This window comes from Peribacillus sp. B65 (genome assembly GCF_058513295.1).
Genome location: NZ_CP195840.1, coordinates 4,220,857 through 4,239,220 on the forward strand (window position 1 = coordinate 4,220,857; position 18,364 = coordinate 4,239,220).

Genomic DNA, 18,364 nt, shown 5'->3' on the forward strand with positions numbered 1-18,364 from the left:
ATCAATCTCAATTATTCGATTTTCTGAATCGATTGCCCGAACCACCTTGGAAATTCATAAGTTTCAGTGAATTTTTCATCGGAAAAAATTTTTTAAGGGAAGTGCAGAATAGTCTGGACAAGTTGCTCATACGTTGTAATATAGCGCTTTGACATGAGCAGGGGGGGAAGTCTGGAATGGATGATCGCAGGAAAGATATCCGCAATCGTATCGCCAAGAGACGCAAGTTTAATGATAAACCTGCAGGAAGCAGTAGTTGGACGGAGATCAACAATGAGGAACCATATGGGATTGATTCATATAACGGATATTCCGAAAAAGACCATCCGCTCTTCAAGAAAGAATATTTTTTCTTTAAAATCCTTGCCAGTGTATGCCTGTTCCTGATTGTCGCGGTGATGTTCAAACACCCTTCTGTGCGGCTTGACCCTGCCAGGAGTTTTGTCATGGAGAACATGAGCAAGGAATTTCAGTTCGCTTCAATCTCCAATTGGTACGAAAGTGCGTTTGGTAAACCAATCGCTTTTTTACCGAATGAAGCCAATACGGAAACTGTTGATTCGAATGAAGAATATGCAATGCCAGCTTCTGCAAAGATTACCCAAAACTTCGAGACGAACGGTGAGGGAATCATATTGGAAACGAGCAAAGGCTCAAAGGTCGAGGCCGTTAATGAAGGGGTAGTCATTTTTGCCGGTGAAAAGGAGGGGATCGGAAAGACGGTAGTCATTCAGCATGCCAATAAAACTGAATCTTGGTATGGGCAGCTGAAAGAAATTGATGTGAAATTGTATGAGTTCGTTAAAAAGGGCAATGAAGTCGGACAGGTTACACTAAGTGAAGATGGATCCATGGGCAGGTTTTATTTAGCGATAAAGGAAAATGATGCTTTCGTCGATCCTAAAAAGGTGATTTCCTTTGAGTGAATATGGGAAGTTACTGTTTAAAATCAGGGTGCATCCGACATTGTGGTTTGTCATTGGCATCGCCATCCTCACAGCCCATTTCGTTGAAGTGATGATGCTGTTGCTCATCGTCTTCATACATGAGATGGGGCATGCCGTCTGTGCGCAGCACTTCAAATGGCGGATAAAGTCAATCCAGCTTCTTCCTTTTGGCGGGGCTGTCGAGACTGAGGAATATGGAAACAAGAGTTTGAAGGAGGATTTGGCGGTGGTGCTTGCCGGTCCGCTTCAACATGTTTGGCTCATTGGCGCAGCTTTTCTGCTCTATTTCTTTACCATTATCCCATATGAGCTGTACCAGCCATTTTTGTATATGAATCTTATGCTGCTGATTTTTAATCTGCTGCCAATTTGGCCCCTGGACGGGGGAAGGCTGCTATTCATCGGTGTTTCCCTATACTGCACCTTTCTGGAAGCGCAGAAGCATACACTTCACTTTTCTGCAGTATTCGCTTTCCTTGCTTTTTTGACCTGGCTCATTCTGGATCCGCTCAATTTGAACATCTGGCTCATCATCTTTTTCATAAGTCTGTCACTCGTCATGGAATGGCGGCAGAGGTATTATGCGTTCATCCGCTTTCTTCTGCAGCGCCATTACGGGCATACGAATGATTTGGCGAAACTGAAGCCGATCTCGGTGGACTCACAAGAACCGATTTATAAAGTGCTGGAAATGTTTCAACGCGGCTGTAAACACCCCGTGATCATCATGAAAAACGGGAAAGAGAGCGGCTCGTTGGATGAAACGGAAATCCTTCATGCCTATTTTTCCGAGAAAATGACAAACGGGAAAATCGGCGACCTATTATATTCTTATTAAATATGTTATCCTTTCTTCAAATTGAGGAGAGGATTTTTTTTGATGAAAAAAATGATCGCGAACCTGGCTTCACGCGAAAAAAGAGTGGCTGTACTTGAGAATGGTGTTTTACGTAAACTTGAAATCATTCCGCCTCAAAAGCGCAGTACTGTCGGTAATATTTATCTTGGGAAGGTGACGAAGGTGTTACCGGGCATGGATGCCGTCTTCATTGATTATGGAGCAGAGAAAAATGGTTTTTTACACCGTGACGAGATTCCCTCTTTCCAGCTGATAAAAAAAAGTGATGGGAAAGCATCGATTGGTCAATTTGTCCGTCAGGGAGAAAAGCTGCTAGTTCAGGTGACGCGGGATGAAACGGGCACCAAAGGAGCTAAATTGACTGGGCTGATCGAGTTTTCGACAGATTCCCTCGTATACATACATGGAATAGATTATGTTGGTGTTTCAAAGAAATTCAAAAACAATGATCTTCAGAAGCAATGGCGGGAAACTGCCTTGCAGCATAAAAAGCCTGATGAGGGATTGATTGTCCGCACCTCGATGGAGAACGAAAGTGAATCGGTCTTCCTTGACAGGTTAAATGGATTGCGGGAGCTCTATAAAGGGCTTGAACTTAAGGCTGCGTCCCTCAAGGCCCCTTCCCTTCTCTATGAGAGGGATGAATACCTTGATATGATCATTTCCGAAATGTCGGGAACGGCGACCGGGGAACTTGCCATCGATGACTTCGAGGCCTATCGCGAGTTGAAAAAATGGATACAGGAAAACCGTAAGGAGTGGGAAATATCCCATGTATCGAGTACAAAGAATATTTTTTCCGAATGGAATGTGGAAGCGCAAGTTGAGAAAATGGCCAAGAAAATCGTTTGGCTTGAGAATGGCGGATATTTAATTTTTGAAGAAACGGAAGCTTTCACCGTAATCGATGTCAATTCAGGTAAGTTCACCGGCAAGGTGGCGAAGGAAGCAACATTGTTTGCGGTTAATCAGGCTGCGGCGAAAGAGGTCGCCCGTCAACTGAGATTGAGGAATATCAGCGGAATCATCCTGATAGATTTCATCAATATGGAGCAGTCCCGGCATAAGCAGGAAATCATCGAAATCGTTAAAAAGGAAGCGGTGAGGGATGAGAAGCGAATCCAGGTCATCGGTTTTACGGAACTGGGCATTTTACAAATGACGAGAAAGCGAACCTCACCGTCTTTAAGTGAGATGGCGACGGTGCCTTGCCCAGTGTGCAGTGGAAGCGGTAAAATCGAGAGTCCTGAAACGGTTGCCTTCCGGTTGGAACGTGAACTGCTGGAACACAGGAAGACAGATGATGAAGCGGTCTGGGTGGAGGCCAGTAAAGCGGTGGCGGACGTGCTGCTTGGTGAAAAGGAATCATATCGGCCGACATTGGAGGAATTGATCGGTAAAAAGGTATTCCTGTCTTTTATCCCTGGTTCGAGGAATGCTTACTCCATCAAGCGCTTCGGGAGCATTCAGGAAATCGGGAAGGCTTTCGAGTGAAGGGCGGGAATTGTTATAAATATATTGACAGCCTTTCCTGTTTCATGTTAGGATTTTAATGTTATGTTTGTAGCACCCGTGCTACAACCGCTCAACATCAGGTTTTAAGCTTTTGCCTTTCTGGTAAAACGCCTGTGATTGGCGAGTCTGAGACATTTAAGGAGGTGCAAGTATGTACGCAATTATCGAAACTGGCGGTAAACAAATTAAAGTAGCAGCTGGCGAAGCGGTTTACATTGAAAAATTAAACGCAGAAGCAGGCGAAACTGTTACATTTGACAAAGTTTTATTCGTAGGTGGCGAAGACGTGAAAGTCGGTGCTCCATTAGTTGAAGGCGCTACTGTAACAGGTACTGTCGAAAAACAAGGTAAGCAAAAGAAAATCACTGTTTTCAAATACAAAGCGAAGAAAAACAATCGTAAAAAACAAGGTCATCGTCAACCATACACTAAAGTTGTTATCGAAGCAATCAACGCGTAAGGGCTGATTCTAGATGATCAAAGTTGTATTTGATGCTCCGCAGGAACGGATTGCTTCGTTCACCTTAAGCGGACATGCTAATTTTGCTAAAAAAGGTTCTGATATCGTTTGTGCAGGTGTATCGGCTGTTTCCTTCGGGGCAGTCAATGCAATCATGTCCTTAACGGACGTAGAGCCTGAGATTGAGCAAGGGAGAGAAGGCGGCTATCTTCGCTGCGTCATTCCGGGGAATCTTTCGCCGGAATCGGAAGAGAAGGTTCAGCTGCTTTTGAACGGCATGCTCATATCGCTGCAAACCATCGAACGTGATTATGGTAAATACATGAAAATTATCCTCAACCAGTAGGAGGTGGAACAAATGTTAAGATTAGATCTTCAGTTCTTCGCTTCGAAAAAAGGAGTAGGTTCTACAAAGAACGGACGTGACTCAATCTCCAAGCGCCTTGGTGCTAAACGTGCAGATGGTCAATTCGTATCTGGTGGTTCTATCCTTTACCGTCAACGCGGAACAAAAATCTATCCTGGTGAGAACGTAGGCCGTGGTGGAGACGATACTCTATACGCTAAAGTAGACGGTGTTGTTAAATTCGAACGTTTCGGACGTGACCGTAAAAAAGTAAGCGTATATCCAGTTGCACAAGAAGCATAATTGGCATCTTTGAACAGAGGCTGACTCAAAAGGGTCTGATTCCTTCTACAAGACACTATATACCGCGTCATTTTTAATAATGGTATGCTATATAGTGATGAAGGGGTCCGGCCCTTTATTTATACTATAGGAAATGAACCAGCAGTTTGCAGGAGACTTTAGTCATTAGTATAAGGAAAACAACCTCTGACTTACAAAAGGCTCGCCAATCGGCGGGCTTTCTTAAACTTTCAGGGGGGAAAATCCAAGATTACTCATCCATCCGATTTGGTTTAAACCAAATAGACACTCCAATTCAACTATAATATCTCCAATTGGTGCATAAAAGGCCCATTCTCTTTTTTAGTTCAAATGGCTCTACCATCGTCCAAAGAACTCAGGGTGTGCGGCTGTATTTTTTGGACGGGGGCTTTCATGTGAAGGCATGTGAATCGAGCTTCATTTCCTGTTTGTTGTTTTTTTGATATACTGTACAAATGGAAGTATTCAACATGATAGAGCTGAAAAAAAAGTTTCTTTATCATAATTGAAGGTGTTAATAATGGACAAAAATTGGACGACTATTGAAACTCTGCGTCAAACCAGGCATGACTGGCTGAATAAAATTCAAATCATCAAAGGGAATCTGGAGTTGAACAGAATTGATCGTGTCAAGGGCATCATTGATGAAATCATTGTTGAAACCCAGAATGAAGCACGCCTCTCCAGTTTGAACTTACCTAAGTTCACCGAGATGTTGTTGACGTCGAATTGGAATAATGGATCATTTTATTGCGAATATGAAATCATTGATGTTTTTGAAGGCTCAACTGAGATGGACGGGCTGATGTATCGCTGGACAAATGATTTCTTTAAAATTCTCGATAAGAATCTCGATCCGTTTTTTGAAAATATACTGGCTGTTTCCATGTGTAAAAAAGAAGTGAGCGATATGCGCTGTTCATTTCATATGCAAGGCAGGTTCATTGATCAATCCCCAGTGATCGAGTTTTTGGAAAGTTCATTGACGGCCGAGCAATCAATTGAAATTCTTGAATGTAATGAGGATGAAATATTTTTTAAGATGGATATTAACTTTTAGAGAAGTATACAGCAAGAAATGACTTGCAGAAAACAAGGAAGTGATAGCATGTTTGTCGATCAAACGAAAGTCTATGTAAAAGGCGGAGACGGTGGTAACGGGATAGTTGCTTATCGTCGTGAGAAATTCATACCTAAAGGCGGACCTGCCGGCGGAGATGGCGGAAATGGGGCCAATGTCGTTTTTGAAGTGGAAGAGGGCTTGCGTACATTAATGGATTTCCGTTACCAACGTCACTTTAAGGCACCTCGCGGAGAACATGGCATGTCCAAAAACATGCACGGTGCGGCTGCAAAGGATATGGTCATCAAGGTTCCACCAGGCACCGTTGTCATTGATGATAAGACAAAGGAAGTCATTGCTGATTTAGTTGAGCACGGACAACGCGCCATTATTGCCAAAGGTGGCCGCGGAGGCCGGGGAAATTCCCGTTTCGCCACACCTGCCAATCCTGCACCTGAAATCGCGGAGAACGGCGAACCGGGCCAAGAACGTGATATAGTCATGGAATTGAAACTGTTGGCTGATGTCGGTTTGGTTGGTTTCCCAAGTGTAGGGAAATCCACTTTGCTTTCCGTCGTATCCGCAGCAAGACCTAAAATTGCCGAATACCATTTTACGACGATCGTCCCGAACCTCGGAATGGTGGAAACGGAAGATCACCGCAGCTTCGTCATGGCCGATTTACCTGGTCTGATCGAAGGCGCTTCAGAAGGTGTGGGCCTTGGACATCAATTCCTGCGCCATATTGAAAGAACGAGGGTAATCGTTCATGTAATCGATATGTCGGGTCTTGAAGGCCGGGATCCATATGAAGACTACCAAACAATCAATAAAGAGTTGGAAGAGTATAACCTGCGCTTGACTGAACGTCCGCAAATCATTGTAGCAAGTAAAATGGATATGCCGGACTCAGAAGATAACTTAGCGGCTTTCAAAGAAAAGCTGGAAGAAGACTACCCTGTCTTCCCGATTTCTGCCGTGACGCGTGAAGGGATCCGTGAGCTTCTTTATGCTATTGCTGATAAAATCGAAGAGACCCCAGAGTTCCCTCTTGAACATGAAGAAGAGAATACTGGAATCCACCGGGTTCTATATAAACATACATCACAGTCGGATGAATTTAACATTGAACGCGAACCCGATGGCAGCTTTGCCGTATCAGGATTCAAGATCGAGCGTTTATTCAAAATGACTGACTTCACCCGTGAAGAGTCCATACGTCGTTTCGCCAGACAGCTTCGTTCATTCGGAGTCGACGAAGGCCTTCGCCAAAAAGGTGCGACAAATGGCGATATCGTCCGTATCCTTGAATATGAATTTGAATTTGTTGATTGATTGGAGACCATGATGGCAGGCAAAAGGAGGCGTGCGGAGTTTGAATAAGTCCGATCAGAAATTTTTCCTCGTTCGAGAGGATGTCCTTCCCGAAGCGATGAAAAAAACGCTGGATGCAAAAGAAATGATTGAACGGGGAAAAGCGGAATCAGTTTGGGAAGCGGTACAGCGAGTGGACCTAAGCAGGAGTGCTTTTTACAAATACCGTGACACGGTTTTTCCGTTTCATACAGTTGTTAAGGAAAAGCTGATTACACTGTTCTTCTATCTCGAAGATCGTTCTGGTACTCTATCGGAGCTTTTACGGCTCGTCGCCTCATCCGGTTGCAACATCATGACCATCCACCAAACGATTCCTTTGCAGGGACGTGCAAATGTCACCCTATCCCTGAATACGGGTGGGATGACGATGGATATTAATGAACTGCTTACTAAACTGCGTAAAATGGAGTTCGTCGAAAAAGTCGAAATCATTGGTAACGGCGCATGAAAACAGCCTGTACATTTCACATGTACAGGCTGTCAGTTTGTAGATAAAAGGTTTCGAATTGGTCACATTAAGAAACCTTTTCCAACTGGTCCTTAGTGTGTCTACTATGTAAAGATGAACGAACAAAACAGTTTGCCTATTCGTTTCATGCGGCGCAGATGGATGTATGTTGGGGAGGATAGTAGCTCCGAGAAAATCTGTTCAAACAGGTCAGTATCTTTTAAGCGTGGCTCATAATTTTTGCCGAACGTAGAGAAGTGAGGCATTTATCATGGAAACCGTAACCTAAAGACCAACGGACTCTAGTAATCATGTCAAATTGAACTCGTTGATTGGAACTTAAGTTACAGACTCCTGCGGGAAAAGCGTGTCCAAGGGAGATCCCGCAGGCGCGATGGCGCCGAGGAGGCTCCCGGTCCGCCCGCGGAAAGCGAGTGCCCTCCGTTCCAATCAACGGTCAAAGTTTAAAAACCTAAAACAGCTTGAAGACAAACTCATTTATTTTGTCTTCAGGCTGTTTTCATTTGAAAGAGGAAATTAACGATTAACTATTGTAAAAAATCAGAAAATGGCATAACATAAACAATAGATTTTCCGTGAAAAGGAGTTTATAATATGACATCAAAAATTGCATTTCTTGGACCAAAAGCAACGTTCACGGATTTAGCTGTATCGCGACTATTTCCTAATGATATAAAAATACCGATGAACACGATTCCGGACTGCCTAGATGCTGTTCGGGACGGGGAAGTGAATCACGCGCTCGTGCCGATCGAGAATGCTTTGGAGGGTTCGGTAAATATAACGATGGATTACTTAGTCCATGAAGTCACATTGCCTATGAAAGGCGAAGTGACGATTCCAATCCAACAGCATTATATGGTGCATCCTGACCATGCATATCCTGGTTTCAAACCTGACATGGTATATTCGCATTCCCATGCCATCGCTCAATGCCGCAAATTTCTACATAATGAGCTAAGAGGCATTCCGTATGAGTATGTCACATCCACAGCTGCCGCTGCGAAGATGGTGATGGAGAATCCCGATATCAATATTGCAGCGATTGCAAATGATATGGCTGCAGAGGAATACGGTTTGACGATTGCAAAACAAAATATTCACGATTACGAACATAATCACACCAAGTTTATTGTCGTATCCAACAGTGAAGTCGACTATGAAGGGCATTTGACCGTTGAAGGCGACAAGAAAACGACCTTGATGATTCAGCTTCCTGCCGACCACTCAGGGCAGCTGCACCAAGTCCTTTCCGCTTTTTCCTGGAGGAAACTTAACCTTTCCAAGATTGAATCAAGACCTATGAAAACTGGATTGGGCAATTACTTTTTCATCATCGACATCGAAATGCCCCTTGACGATGTCCTTATCCCAGGAGCGATTTCCGAGCTTGAGGCCTTAGGATGTACGGTATCGATCATGGGAAGCTATTCATGCTTTAAAGTCCAAACAGGTGTACCGCAGCGCTGATTTTTCTTTTGTGAAATTTTTTTTCTAAAATGATAAATGGTACAACCTCAGCTGAGTTTTATCCAATGAATATGTAAGTGCCCCGGGGTTTTCCCGGGGCATTTTTTTGCGAAGGTTTTGTATTCCCTTTGCGTGCATTTTATGAAATATATAAAAGTAGGCAGCATGATTTTGGATGAAAAACAAACACCGATTGTGATGAAAGCAAATACAATAAGTAAATCCCGGTAGGCCACATGTGGAAATAGGAGCAGTAATACATACCTTGATGACTGATTCAGTGGATGCACCTTTTTAATCAAAAATGCAGAGAGAGGGTGGTGGTCAGCAGAGATGGATAGTCAATTCAAAGAAACTTTCGGTTCTTGGACTCAAGCGATAGGAACCGTCATTTCTGCTGTTGCTGGTACACCATCCAAAGTCTTGGACGAAGAATTTCGTACGAACTTGGATTTGATTGGAAATGAACTTCAAGCAACAGGTAATGCCTTATTGGCTGATGCAGAAGAAACCTGGTCACTGGATAAATTCGGTAATATAATACAGGCGATCGGGAATTCGACCGTTATCTTAGGCCTAGTCATTGATTTTGATGAAATAACGAAACAGGAATTAATCATCAAAGGTAATCTGATTCAAGCGTTGGGCGGAGGCACCGCTTTGGCGGGGGCATACGAAAATCCGGATGAACCGGAGCAGGCCTTCAATGCTACGGGAAATTTGTTGCAGGCGATTGGGAATTCGATGCAAGCGATAGGTGGAATTGCCGAACTTAAAAATAGCATTCTAGAAAAAGACCAAGATAAGGATCAAGAGCAAGAAGAACAAGATAAGGAGCAGGAACTGCAAAAATATCAATATCCTTATTTGGAAGAGAAGCCATCTGATGCTGAATCAATCCAAGTGATGGGAGGCTGGGTACAGGCGGTCGGTTCCGTCATTAGTCTTATCGGGCAGTTAAGAAGTAACGAAGATGAAAACTCCGGGGATGGCAGCTCAAATGAAAGCAATTCCAATGATGAGTGAACATAAGGCCCATAAAAAAAACCTCAAAAGATATGGCTTTTGAGGTTTTTTCGTTCATTCAATCGACTAAAATGCCGGCATCCCTCAAAGCACACTCCGCTTCGTCGAGCAGTTCTTCAGATGATGCGCTCAGTGTATGGAGATGGATGCCGCTCGTTAGCTCCGATAAAAAAGATGCATTCGTTGCCGTCACCCTTGAAAGGAATTGCTGGACTTCCTTACGGCTGCTGACCATGATGGAAGCAGTAAGGTCACCGTATACGGGGTGCTCGATTTTGACATCTTTCACCGTGATGCCGATATCCACGAGTAAATATAGCTCTTCTTGGGTCCGGGAAGGATCATGTTGGCAAGCAATGATCCGTTCCGGCTTTTGCGTGCTCCCCGTTTGTAAGTACAGATAGCCTTGGCTCGTCGCAATGATAGGCTCATTCCGCGCTTTCAGGAGGGTTATGTCACCAACGATAACCTGCCGGCTTACATTCGTTATCTGCGAAAGCTCGCTGCCTGTTACAGGCTCCGCGCTTGTTTGCAATAAATGTAAGAGTTTCGTCCGTCTTTCTTCCCCGAGTAATTTCTTTCTTTCCATAAACATTCACCTCTTTAATTACAAACATTCTAACACAGATTGGAGGATTTTATCGAATGGCAGCTATTCCTTCGATGCAGTCCGCCAACTTTTGAATGTCGTCGGCCGTCGTGTATTTGCCAAAGGAAAAGCGGACAAATTGATGTGCTTCAACTTCGCTTTTCCCAATGGCCATCATCGTTTTTGAAGGATCCTGTTTACCGATTTGACAGGCGCTTCCCGTCGAAACGGCGAATCCTTTCTGGTTTAATTCCAGCATGATGTACTGTCCTTGCAATCCAGCGAAGGTCAGCGCCAGAATGTGAGGCAATTGCTCGTTTTTTGCTTCGATGATTTGAAAATCGATTTTCCTATCGGTTAGCCGTTGGATCAATTGCATCCTAAGTGTGGAAATCCGTTTTCGTTCATCTTCCATGATATCCCCCAATTTCTTAGCAGCGGTTACAAAGGAAGCTATTCCGGGGACGTCCACTGTTCCTGGTCGGAAACCATATTCATGAGTGATATTCGGGACCGAAGCCTTCAACTGATGGATGGCCGGGAAAATGACGGCCCCAGTCCCTTTTGGACCATAAATCTTATGACTGGAAACGGATAGTCCATCACATGAGGCAGCTATCTTGCCAAGCGGTAATTTAGCAAATGATTGGACACAATCCACATGAAAAAAGGCCTGGTGTTTACGAACGATTTCACTTATTTGCTCAATGGGTTGAATGACCCCGATTTCCGAATTCACATGCTGGACAATGACCAAGCATGTTTTCTCCGACATACATTCCTGGAGATGTTCAATATCAACACGGCCATCTTCCAAATGCCGTAAATAAGTAACCTCGAAGCCATCTTGTTCAAGCTTCGTCACGAAATTGGCAAGAGATGCATGTTCAGTTCGGCTTACGATCAAGTGGTTCTGCCAGGATGGTTTCGAAGCGATGAATGTATCTATGGCCAGCATGTTGCTTTCTGATCCGCCGCTCGTAAAGATGATTCCTTCCTTTTTTATGTTCAGCATTTCTGCGAGTTGCTGTCGTGACATATCCAATAAACGTGCCGCCTCAGAGCCAATATCATGCAAACTGCTCGCATTCCCGAAAAACTTCCGGGATGCTTGGCTGAATACGTCGAGAGCCTCCTCATCAATCGGAGTTGTAGCGGCATAATCCAAATAAATCAAGAAATCACTTCCATCCTTTAATCTTAAAAAACTTCTTGATAATAGTTTAATAATATGTAAATATAGTTGTCAAGACACCTGTCATAAACAGGAGGAATGAAATAATGGTAAAAGCGGAAATCATCGTGATAGGCAGCGGTATTGCTGCCTTGAAAACGGCATTGGAAGCAAGTGAACATAAGCATGTGATACTCATCACAAAATCAAATATCCGTCATGGCAATTCTTATTTAGCTCAGGGCGGGATTGCTGCTGCAATATCTGATCGTGACAGAGTATCCTTACATAAAAAAGATACGCTGGTGGCTGGTCAGCGTTATAACAAGGTGAAGGCAGTGGAAAAACTCGTTGAAGAGGCACCTTCTGTAATAGCTGAACTTATTGAATCAGGTATGCGATTTGACCATGATCATGACGGAACACTATTGCTTGGCATGGAGGGCGCCCACAGTGAACGAAGAATCCTCCATAGTCACGGAGATGCTACCGGGAAGTACATGATGGAACATCTTATAGGGTGCTTGAAAAAATCATCGATTACTGTGCTGGAGAATGTTGCTGCAGTGGAGTTGATCATCGGGAAAGATGATTCCTGCATAGGGGTCAAAACACTTGATAAGGCAGGTAATCTTGCTGCCTATCATGCTGAACAGACGGTTTTGGCTACAGGCGGCTGTGGTTCCCTATACCATTTCACTTCAAATTCACAAACGGTATCAGGTGATGGAATTGCACTTGCATTCAAGGCCGGGGCAAAAGTTCGTGACATGGAATTCATTCAGTTTCATCCGACCCTGCTTTTTGTAAATGGCAAAGCGCAAGGGCTGGTTTCAGAAGCGGTCCGCGGGGATGGTGCGAGATTAGTGACGGAAATGGGAAGGCCGATCATGGAGGATGTCCATAGCTTGAAGGATCTAGCTCCAAGGCATATTGTGGCACAAACGATTTTTTCCTATTTGCAGCGCGGTGAAAAGGTATTTTTGGATATTTCGATGATTAAGGATTTTAAGATTCGTTTTCCGACAGTGAGCTCATTATGTGAAAAAAGCGGGCTGGACCTTCAATCGGGGAAAATCCCCGTTGCACCTGGAAACCATTTTCTAATGGGAGGAATTGAAGTGGATGAATTCGGGCAGACCTCAGTTCCTTCTTTGTTTGCTGTTGGTGAAGTAGCGTGCACGGGTGTACATGGTGCAAACCGATTGGCAAGCAATTCACTTCTCGAAGGGCTGGTTTTTGGAAATACACTTGGCCGTTTCCTTGCTAAAGTGCCGGCAAGGACGATACCGGAAGAAAAAGAGCAGTCCAAGAGTTCCAGTCCAGTTACCTTTTTACCTGATCTCACGACATTGCAGGAAAAATTAATGAACGAAGCGGGAATCGTTCGAGATGAAGCGGGATTAACTCGACTGAAGGATTATCTTGAGACATTTGATATCGAAAAATTGCTGCATTTGGAAGTAACGGAATTAACGATAGAAGAAATAACGAAAATAAATGCCATGATAGTGGCGTGGCTGATTGCCGAATCCGCATTGACCAGAACGGAAAGCAGGGGCGGTCATTTCCGCAGTGACTATCCAAGCGAAGATGACGCCAAATGGCTTGAAAATTCGGTTATCCTTGCTTGCACCGATGTGAAAAACCGAGTGAAAGGGAGACGACTATATGAATATATTGAAGCTTAAGCAGATGCTGCAACAATTTTTATTGGAAGATATAGGGGAATGCGATGTAACGAGTGATACGATTTTCGATCAAGGTGAACAAGGGACTTTGACATTCATCGCAAAAGAAGGCGGGGTCTTTAGTGGAGGGGACGTCATCAAGACGGGATTTGCATTATTGGATGAGCAAATCGAGGTTTTCCTTTTTGTTCAAGATGGCGAAGTCTTTGAAGAAGGACAGCAGCTTGCAAGAATGACCGGCGATATGGCATCACTTTTAAAAGGGGAACGGGTCGTTTTGAATTTAGTGCAGCGTATGTCCGGCATTGCTACACAGGCTAATAAAGCTGCCATGATTTTAGCGGGGACGAAGACGAGAGCTTGTGATACGAGGAAAACTACACCTGGTCTGCGGATGCTTGAAAAGTATGCGGTCCGTTCCGGCGGGGCATACAATCACAGAAATGGTCTGTATGATGCAGTCATGATAAAGGACAACCATATTTCTTTCGCTGGGTCCATAACGAAAGCGGTTCAAACGGTAAAATCCAAACTGGGACATACCACTAAAGTGGAAGTGGAAACGGAATCACCACAACAGGTGCTTGAAGCAGTGGAAGCCGGTGCAGATATCATCATGTTCGATAATCGAAGCCCAGAAGAAATCAAGCAACTGATTAAATTGGTTCCCGCCCACGTCATAACTGAAGCTTCTGGAGGGATCAATTTAGACAATCTAGCCTCATATCGGGAAACAGGGGTAGATTATATTTCGTTGGGCAGCTTGACCCACAGTGTAAGGGCACTTGATATTAGCGCAAAGGTCAAAGAATGTGAGGGGATATTGAAATGAACATATTGGAAATGGCTAAAACAGCAGGAAATGCATTGCCTGAAACGTATAAAACGATGACAAAGGAAGAGATGGAGAATCGGGTCCGGGACATTAAGGAACGACTGGGGAACCGCCTTTATATCCCAGGTCATCATTATCAACGGGAGGAAGTCATTCAATTTTCGGATTCAACGGGAGATTCACTTCAATTGGCTCAGCTTTCAGCGCAAAATCGCGAAGCGGATTATATCGTGTTTTGCGGTGTGCATTTCATGGCTGAAACAGCTGATATTTTGACGGAAGAAGGGCAGACGGTTATCCTTCCTGACATGCGTGCAGGCTGCTCCATGGCGGATATGGCGGATATTGAACAAACGGAACGGGCTTGGACAAAGCTTCAGGATTTATTTGGCGATACGATCCTTCCGCTAACTTATGTTAATTCCACCGCGGCCATCAAAGCATTTGTAGGTAAAAATGGCGGGGCGACAGTGACTTCTTCCAATGCACAAAGGATGGTCTCGTGGGCACTTTCGCAAAAGGAAAGGATCCTTTTTCTTCCCGATCAGCATCTTGGGAGGAATACAGCCTTTGACCTTGGCATCTCATTGACTGAAATGGCTGTCTGGGATCCGCATAAGGATGAATTGATTTATGAAGGGGAGCTCGAAGATCTGAAGGTACTTCTTTGGAAAGGACATTGTTCAGTCCATGAAAATTTCACCACAACTAATATTGAAACGCTTCGAGCGGAGCAGCCTGAAATGAATATCATCGTTCATCCCGAATGCCGCCGTGAGGTAGTCGCCCTTTCAGATTATGCGGGTTCGACATCGTACATCATCAATATGATCGAAAGAGCCGAACCAGGCAGTTCCTGGGCAATCGGAACGGAAATGAACCTTGTCAAGCGACTTATCGCCAATAATCCTGACAAGAACATCATCTCGTTAAATCCGAATATGTGTCCATGTCTTACGATGAACCGAATTGATCTGCCTCACCTGCTGTGGGCACTTGAATCCATTGAAGAAGGTATAATCATCAATCCGATCAAAGTGGAGAAGAACATTGCGGATAATGCAATCCTGGCTTTAAACAGAATGCTGGAACGCGTTTGAGTCAGTGCTTTCTAAAAAGACTTTGGATCATAAGAAAAAGAGGGGCAATACCCCTTTGAGTTTGTCCGCTTGATGTGGATTGGAATGGTCTTATCCCGTATCCCTATTACAATTTTATCAAAGAATTATTGCCATGACTTTAAAACAAGACCGAGTAATCCATGTATTTTTACTGTTTTAGCTGAACCTCACAGGATTGAAGAAATTTGCGACACTCCTGCCGACTAGCCTAGACCCTACAGACGCTTGGCAGACAGTCGGCGGAAAGGGAGCGGATTTCTGAAATCAACTGCAATTTTTAACATAAAAAAAGTAGACAAACTCGCTTTTCTTCGAATTTGTCTACAATCTGAAGGGGGGATAAGCCCCCCTTTTTTCTTTTAATCTAAACAGGTAAGAACTTTTAAAGGTTACTCGCTTTAAAAGTATTGCCTTCATTCATATCCCCGGATTTAAAACCTTTATTGAACCACCGTTTTCTCTGTTCGGATGTACCGTGTGTGAAGCTGTCCGGAACCGCATACCCCTGCGCCTTTTCTTGGATACGGTCATCCCCCACACCACTTGCTGCATTCAAGGCCTCCTCAAGATCGCCTTTTTCAAGCAAATTCTCTCCTTGGACATGATGTGCCCAAACTCCAGCCAAATAATCGGCCTGTAGTTCAAGACGGACAGAATACCTATTATATTCAGTCTCGCTGACCTGTGAACGATCGGGCATTTCCTTTTCCGTTGTCCCTAAAAGTGTCTGAACGTGATGTCCGACTTCGTGGGCAATAACATAGGCCATGGCGAAATCACCAGGTGCCTGGAACTCTTGCTTCAACTCTTGATAAAAGCTGAGATCAATATATAGTTTCATGTCACCCGGACAATAAAATGGCCCTACGGAAGAAGCTGCCATTCCGCATGCCGATTCGACACTGCCTGAATACAGGACAAGGTTCGGTTTCTTATATTCCAGTCCATTTTTTCGGAATTCTTCTGTCCAGACCTGCTCCGTTTCTGCAAGGACGACAGATACGAACTGCGCAAGTTCCTTCTCTTCATCAGTCTCGACATAAGTGCTGCCATTGTTCGATTCAGTAGAATTCAAACTGCCTAGCAATTCGCTAGGATTACCGCCAAGGAGCGTCACGATCAAGACAATTACCAATCCGATTCCTCCGCCGATTCCGGCCATGCCTTTTCCGCTCATTCCTCTTCTGTCCTCGACGTTCGAGCTGCCCTGTCTACCTTTCCATTTCATTATTATTCCCCCCAGGGATGTAAGATAAGTACCTGAAGACAAAGCCTTAGGTCATTTACTTTCTTATACCCGAATTTCCCTGAGTTTAGACAGAAGTTTGAAAGAAGCGTTTCATAACATGATGGCTTCAAACCTAAAAGCCATTGCCTCCTTTTTTTAGAATGAAGGCAATGGTCCCAATTAAATTTCCTTTTTGAAGATGTCATATCATTTAGTTCCTCTCCAAAAAAGTACCTTCCATTTCCCTAAATCATTGATCCAATCATAAATGTCATTTTTCAAGCATAAGTTTTCATGATAAAAATAATAGCAATTCACCCACTGCTTCATAGAATATATGGACATATGCACAGGAGGGGTTAACAGCGTGAAAATTCATATAGTCCAAAAAGGCGATACACTTTGGAAACTCGCCAAAAAATACGGCGTCAGTTTTGAAGAACTTAAAAAAGTTAACGCGCAATTGAGCAACCCGGATATGATGATGCCCGGAATGAAAATTAAAATACCAGGGACATCCGGAGCTGTAATAAAAGAAACTGCTAAACCAAACGTGAATATTCAACCGGGAATTAAAGAATCCCAAATTCAACCGTACCAGGCTCAGCCGGCGCCTATAAAAGAACAGCCAATTATGCAAAAACCGGCTGTTAAAGAACAGCCGATGTTTCAACAGCCGGTAAAAGAACAGCCGATGTTTCAACAGCCGGTAAAAGAACAGCCGAAATATCAACAGCCGGTAAAAGAACAGCCGAAATTTCAGCAGCCGATAAAAGAACAGCCGAAATTTCAGCAGCCGATGAAAGAGCAGCCGAAATTTCAGCAGCCGATAAAAGAGCAGCCGAAATTTCAGCAGCCGGTAAAAGAACAGCCGAAATATCAACAGCCGATAAAAGAGCAACCAATCGTTCAACAGCCAGTGAAGGAAAAACCAGTTAAGAAAGAGCAGCAGATCATTCAGCCAAAGCCAATCATTAAAGAAAAGCAAAAAATCGTTCCAAAAGAAATTCCGGTGCCCATGCCGGTGATTCCGGAAATCGATATCAATAATTACTATATGGTCAACATGACCAATATGAGTGTGCAAAAGCCTCCTGCACCACCACCTTTACCAAAGAAAAAAGAAGAGCCGGTAGCCACTAAAAAGAAGAAAAAGCCAGCTGTACAGCCAGCACAGGAATACATTGAGCCGGTGGATGATTGTATTCCAGTAACACCAATTTTGCCCGGAAGCGGTTATTGCATTCAGCCGCCACCGTGGGCGCAGATGCATATGCAAGCCCCATATCAAGGAGTTCCAGGGTATCAGGCGGCTCCGGAAGTACATGGTTATCAAATGATGGAAGAGAGCTCTGATGTTTGGGGAGAATCTTCTGACATGTACATGATGGGTCAAGGATTCGTCCAAGGGGCGAGCATGAATATACCAAGCCAGCAACAATATCCATATCAAGCTTCCGCACCGGTTCCGCACCATTACTATGGAGGGATGAATCAACAAGCTCAAGTAGCAGGTTCATATATGCAGCAAGATTATGAGTCACCAGGCGAATCGCCATCTTCATACAACAACAATAACTATAACTTCCCTCAGCAGTATAACCAGGCTGCCGGTGAGGAAGAGGAAGATTGCGGCTGTAATAAGGGGTTACTTGGAACTTATGGGCCGGATGTGAAAGGGCAGTATCAAGGAAACCAAAAAATGGATGCCAATGCACATCACAATCCAGATTATCACCAATATCAATCCGTTCAGTCACAGCAGCAACAGGCCCCATACCAAGGGATGTCACCTAAAGAGTCTCAAATGGAGAAAGAGATGCAACAATATGAAGAAGAGTCAGTAGAATCGGCTCAATATGAAGGATTC

General features: G+C 44.1%; 18 protein-coding genes and 1 other annotated feature. Of the genes, 15 read left to right on the top strand and 3 right to left on the bottom strand.

Annotated elements, in window-relative coordinates; all coding sequences use genetic code 11:
• Window positions 1-176 precede the first annotated feature (176 nt).
• The 11 genes from ACSR9O_RS20540 to ACSR9O_RS20590 all read left to right on the top strand — a co-directional run bounded on the left by ACSR9O_RS20540 (window position 177) and on the right by ACSR9O_RS20590 (window position 9,856).
• Complete coding sequence (locus ACSR9O_RS20540; RefSeq protein WP_101222787.1) at window positions 177-926, top strand: M23 family metallopeptidase; 750 nt, start codon at window positions 177-179, stop codon at window positions 924-926.
• Entirely contained in the window at window positions 919-1,785 is an 867-nt protein-coding gene (locus tag ACSR9O_RS20545) for a M50 family metallopeptidase (RefSeq protein WP_101222786.1), read from the top strand. The genes ACSR9O_RS20540 and ACSR9O_RS20545 overlap by 8 nt, the downstream gene beginning before the upstream one ends.
• A gap of 42 nt (window positions 1,786-1,827) precedes the next feature.
• Entirely contained in the window at window positions 1,828-3,300 is a 1,473-nt protein-coding gene (locus ACSR9O_RS20550; RefSeq protein ID WP_491725494.1) for an Rne/Rng family ribonuclease, read from the top strand.
• Between the two features lie 75 nt (window positions 3,301-3,375).
• Window positions 3,376-3,459 (top strand) — a sequence feature (ribosomal protein L21 leader region).
• A gap of 13 nt (window positions 3,460-3,472) precedes the next feature.
• Window positions 3,473-3,781, top strand: coding sequence for a 50S ribosomal protein L21 (rplU, locus tag ACSR9O_RS20555; protein WP_034308849.1), 309 nt, complete (start codon window positions 3,473-3,475; stop codon window positions 3,779-3,781).
• Between the two features lie 13 nt (window positions 3,782-3,794).
• Window positions 3,795-4,127 (top strand): ribosomal-processing cysteine protease Prp, encoded by a 333-nt coding sequence (locus tag ACSR9O_RS20560; protein ID WP_101222784.1) that lies wholly within the window; start codon window positions 3,795-3,797, stop codon window positions 4,125-4,127.
• 12 nt (window positions 4,128-4,139) lie between these two features.
• Window positions 4,140-4,430, top strand: a complete 291-nt coding sequence (gene rpmA / locus ACSR9O_RS20565) for a 50S ribosomal protein L27 (protein ID WP_048688955.1) — start codon at window positions 4,140-4,142, stop codon at window positions 4,428-4,430.
• Window positions 4,431-4,971: 541 nt separating this feature from the next.
• Window positions 4,972-5,511 (top strand): Spo0B domain-containing protein, encoded by a 540-nt coding sequence (locus tag ACSR9O_RS20570; protein ID WP_101222783.1) that lies wholly within the window; start codon window positions 4,972-4,974, stop codon window positions 5,509-5,511.
• A gap of 48 nt (window positions 5,512-5,559) precedes the next feature.
• Window positions 5,560-6,849 (top strand): GTPase ObgE, encoded by a 1,290-nt coding sequence (obgE, locus tag ACSR9O_RS20575; protein WP_101222782.1) that lies wholly within the window; start codon window positions 5,560-5,562, stop codon window positions 6,847-6,849.
• Between the two features lie 40 nt (window positions 6,850-6,889).
• On the top strand, window positions 6,890-7,339 hold the full coding sequence (locus ACSR9O_RS20580) for an ACT domain-containing protein (protein ID WP_034308837.1): 450 nt from the start codon (window positions 6,890-6,892) through the stop codon (window positions 7,337-7,339).
• A gap of 615 nt (window positions 7,340-7,954) precedes the next feature.
• Complete coding sequence (gene pheA / locus ACSR9O_RS20585; protein ID WP_101222781.1) at window positions 7,955-8,830, top strand: prephenate dehydratase; 876 nt, start codon at window positions 7,955-7,957, stop codon at window positions 8,828-8,830.
• A 333-nt stretch (window positions 8,831-9,163) separates the two neighbouring features.
• Entirely contained in the window at window positions 9,164-9,856 is a 693-nt protein-coding gene (locus ACSR9O_RS20590; RefSeq protein ID WP_230176800.1) for a DUF6944 family repetitive protein, read from the top strand.
• Window positions 9,857-9,914: 58 nt separating this feature from the next.
• Here the strand turns inward: ACSR9O_RS20590 and ACSR9O_RS20595 are convergent, their stop codons facing one another.
• On the bottom strand, window positions 9,915-10,445 hold the full coding sequence (locus ACSR9O_RS20595) for a transcription repressor NadR (protein ID WP_101222780.1): 531 nt from the start codon (window positions 10,443-10,445) through the stop codon (window positions 9,915-9,917).
• Window positions 10,446-10,494: 49 nt separating this feature from the next.
• Complete coding sequence (locus tag ACSR9O_RS20600; protein WP_101222779.1) at window positions 10,495-11,622, bottom strand: IscS subfamily cysteine desulfurase; 1,128 nt, start codon at window positions 11,620-11,622, stop codon at window positions 10,495-10,497.
• 104 nt (window positions 11,623-11,726) lie between these two features.
• Between ACSR9O_RS20600 and nadB the strand changes: the two genes are divergently transcribed.
• From nadB to nadA, 3 genes are read left to right on the top strand one after another with little or no spacing between them, the layout of a single operon-like run.
• Window positions 11,727-13,310 (top strand): L-aspartate oxidase, encoded by a 1,584-nt coding sequence (gene nadB, locus ACSR9O_RS20605; protein ID WP_491724988.1) that lies wholly within the window; start codon window positions 11,727-11,729, stop codon window positions 13,308-13,310.
• On the top strand, window positions 13,291-14,142 hold the full coding sequence (gene nadC, locus ACSR9O_RS20610; protein ID WP_101222777.1) for a carboxylating nicotinate-nucleotide diphosphorylase: 852 nt from the start codon (window positions 13,291-13,293) through the stop codon (window positions 14,140-14,142). The genes nadB and nadC overlap by 20 nt, the downstream gene beginning before the upstream one ends.
• Entirely contained in the window at window positions 14,139-15,245 is a 1,107-nt protein-coding gene (nadA, locus tag ACSR9O_RS20615) for a quinolinate synthase NadA (protein ID WP_491724989.1), read from the top strand. The genes nadC and nadA overlap by 4 nt, the downstream gene beginning before the upstream one ends.
• Before the next feature lie 403 nt (window positions 15,246-15,648).
• Here the strand turns inward: nadA and ypfJ are convergent, their stop codons facing one another.
• Entirely contained in the window at window positions 15,649-16,494 is an 846-nt protein-coding gene (ypfJ, locus tag ACSR9O_RS20620) for a KPN_02809 family neutral zinc metallopeptidase (RefSeq protein WP_402938717.1), read from the bottom strand.
• A 367-nt stretch (window positions 16,495-16,861) separates the two neighbouring features.
• Between ypfJ and safA the strand changes: the two genes are divergently transcribed.
• Window positions 16,862-18,364: SafA/ExsA family spore coat assembly protein (gene safA / locus ACSR9O_RS20625; RefSeq protein WP_491724990.1), on the top strand; the 1,503-nt coding region annotated here is incomplete at its 3' end.

Coding starts and splice junctions, on each gene's coding strand:
- pheA (WP_101222781.1), top strand. CDS start 7,955: ATGACATCAAAAATTGCATTTCTTGGACCAAAAGCAACGTTCACGGAT.
- ypfJ (WP_402938717.1), bottom strand. CDS start 16,494: ATGAAATGGAAAGGTAGACAGGGCAGCTCGAACGTCGAGGACAGAAGA.
- nadC (WP_101222777.1), top strand. CDS start 13,291: ATGAATATATTGAAGCTTAAGCAGATGCTGCAACAATTTTTATTGGAA.
- ACSR9O_RS20590 (WP_230176800.1), top strand. CDS start 9,164: ATGGATAGTCAATTCAAAGAAACTTTCGGTTCTTGGACTCAAGCGATA.
- nadA (WP_491724989.1), top strand. CDS start 14,139: ATGAACATATTGGAAATGGCTAAAACAGCAGGAAATGCATTGCCTGAA.
- ACSR9O_RS20560 (WP_101222784.1), top strand. CDS start 3,795: ATGATCAAAGTTGTATTTGATGCTCCGCAGGAACGGATTGCTTCGTTC.
- ACSR9O_RS20570 (WP_101222783.1), top strand. CDS start 4,972: ATGGACAAAAATTGGACGACTATTGAAACTCTGCGTCAAACCAGGCAT.
- obgE (WP_101222782.1), top strand. CDS start 5,560: ATGTTTGTCGATCAAACGAAAGTCTATGTAAAAGGCGGAGACGGTGGT.
- rpmA (WP_048688955.1), top strand. CDS start 4,140: ATGTTAAGATTAGATCTTCAGTTCTTCGCTTCGAAAAAAGGAGTAGGT.
- ACSR9O_RS20540 (WP_101222787.1), top strand. CDS start 177: ATGGATGATCGCAGGAAAGATATCCGCAATCGTATCGCCAAGAGACGC.
- rplU (WP_034308849.1), top strand. CDS start 3,473: ATGTACGCAATTATCGAAACTGGCGGTAAACAAATTAAAGTAGCAGCT.
- nadB (WP_491724988.1), top strand. CDS start 11,727: ATGGTAAAAGCGGAAATCATCGTGATAGGCAGCGGTATTGCTGCCTTG.
- ACSR9O_RS20595 (WP_101222780.1), bottom strand. CDS start 10,445: ATGGAAAGAAAGAAATTACTCGGGGAAGAAAGACGGACGAAACTCTTA.
- ACSR9O_RS20550 (WP_491725494.1), top strand. CDS start 1,828: ATGAAAAAAATGATCGCGAACCTGGCTTCACGCGAAAAAAGAGTGGCT.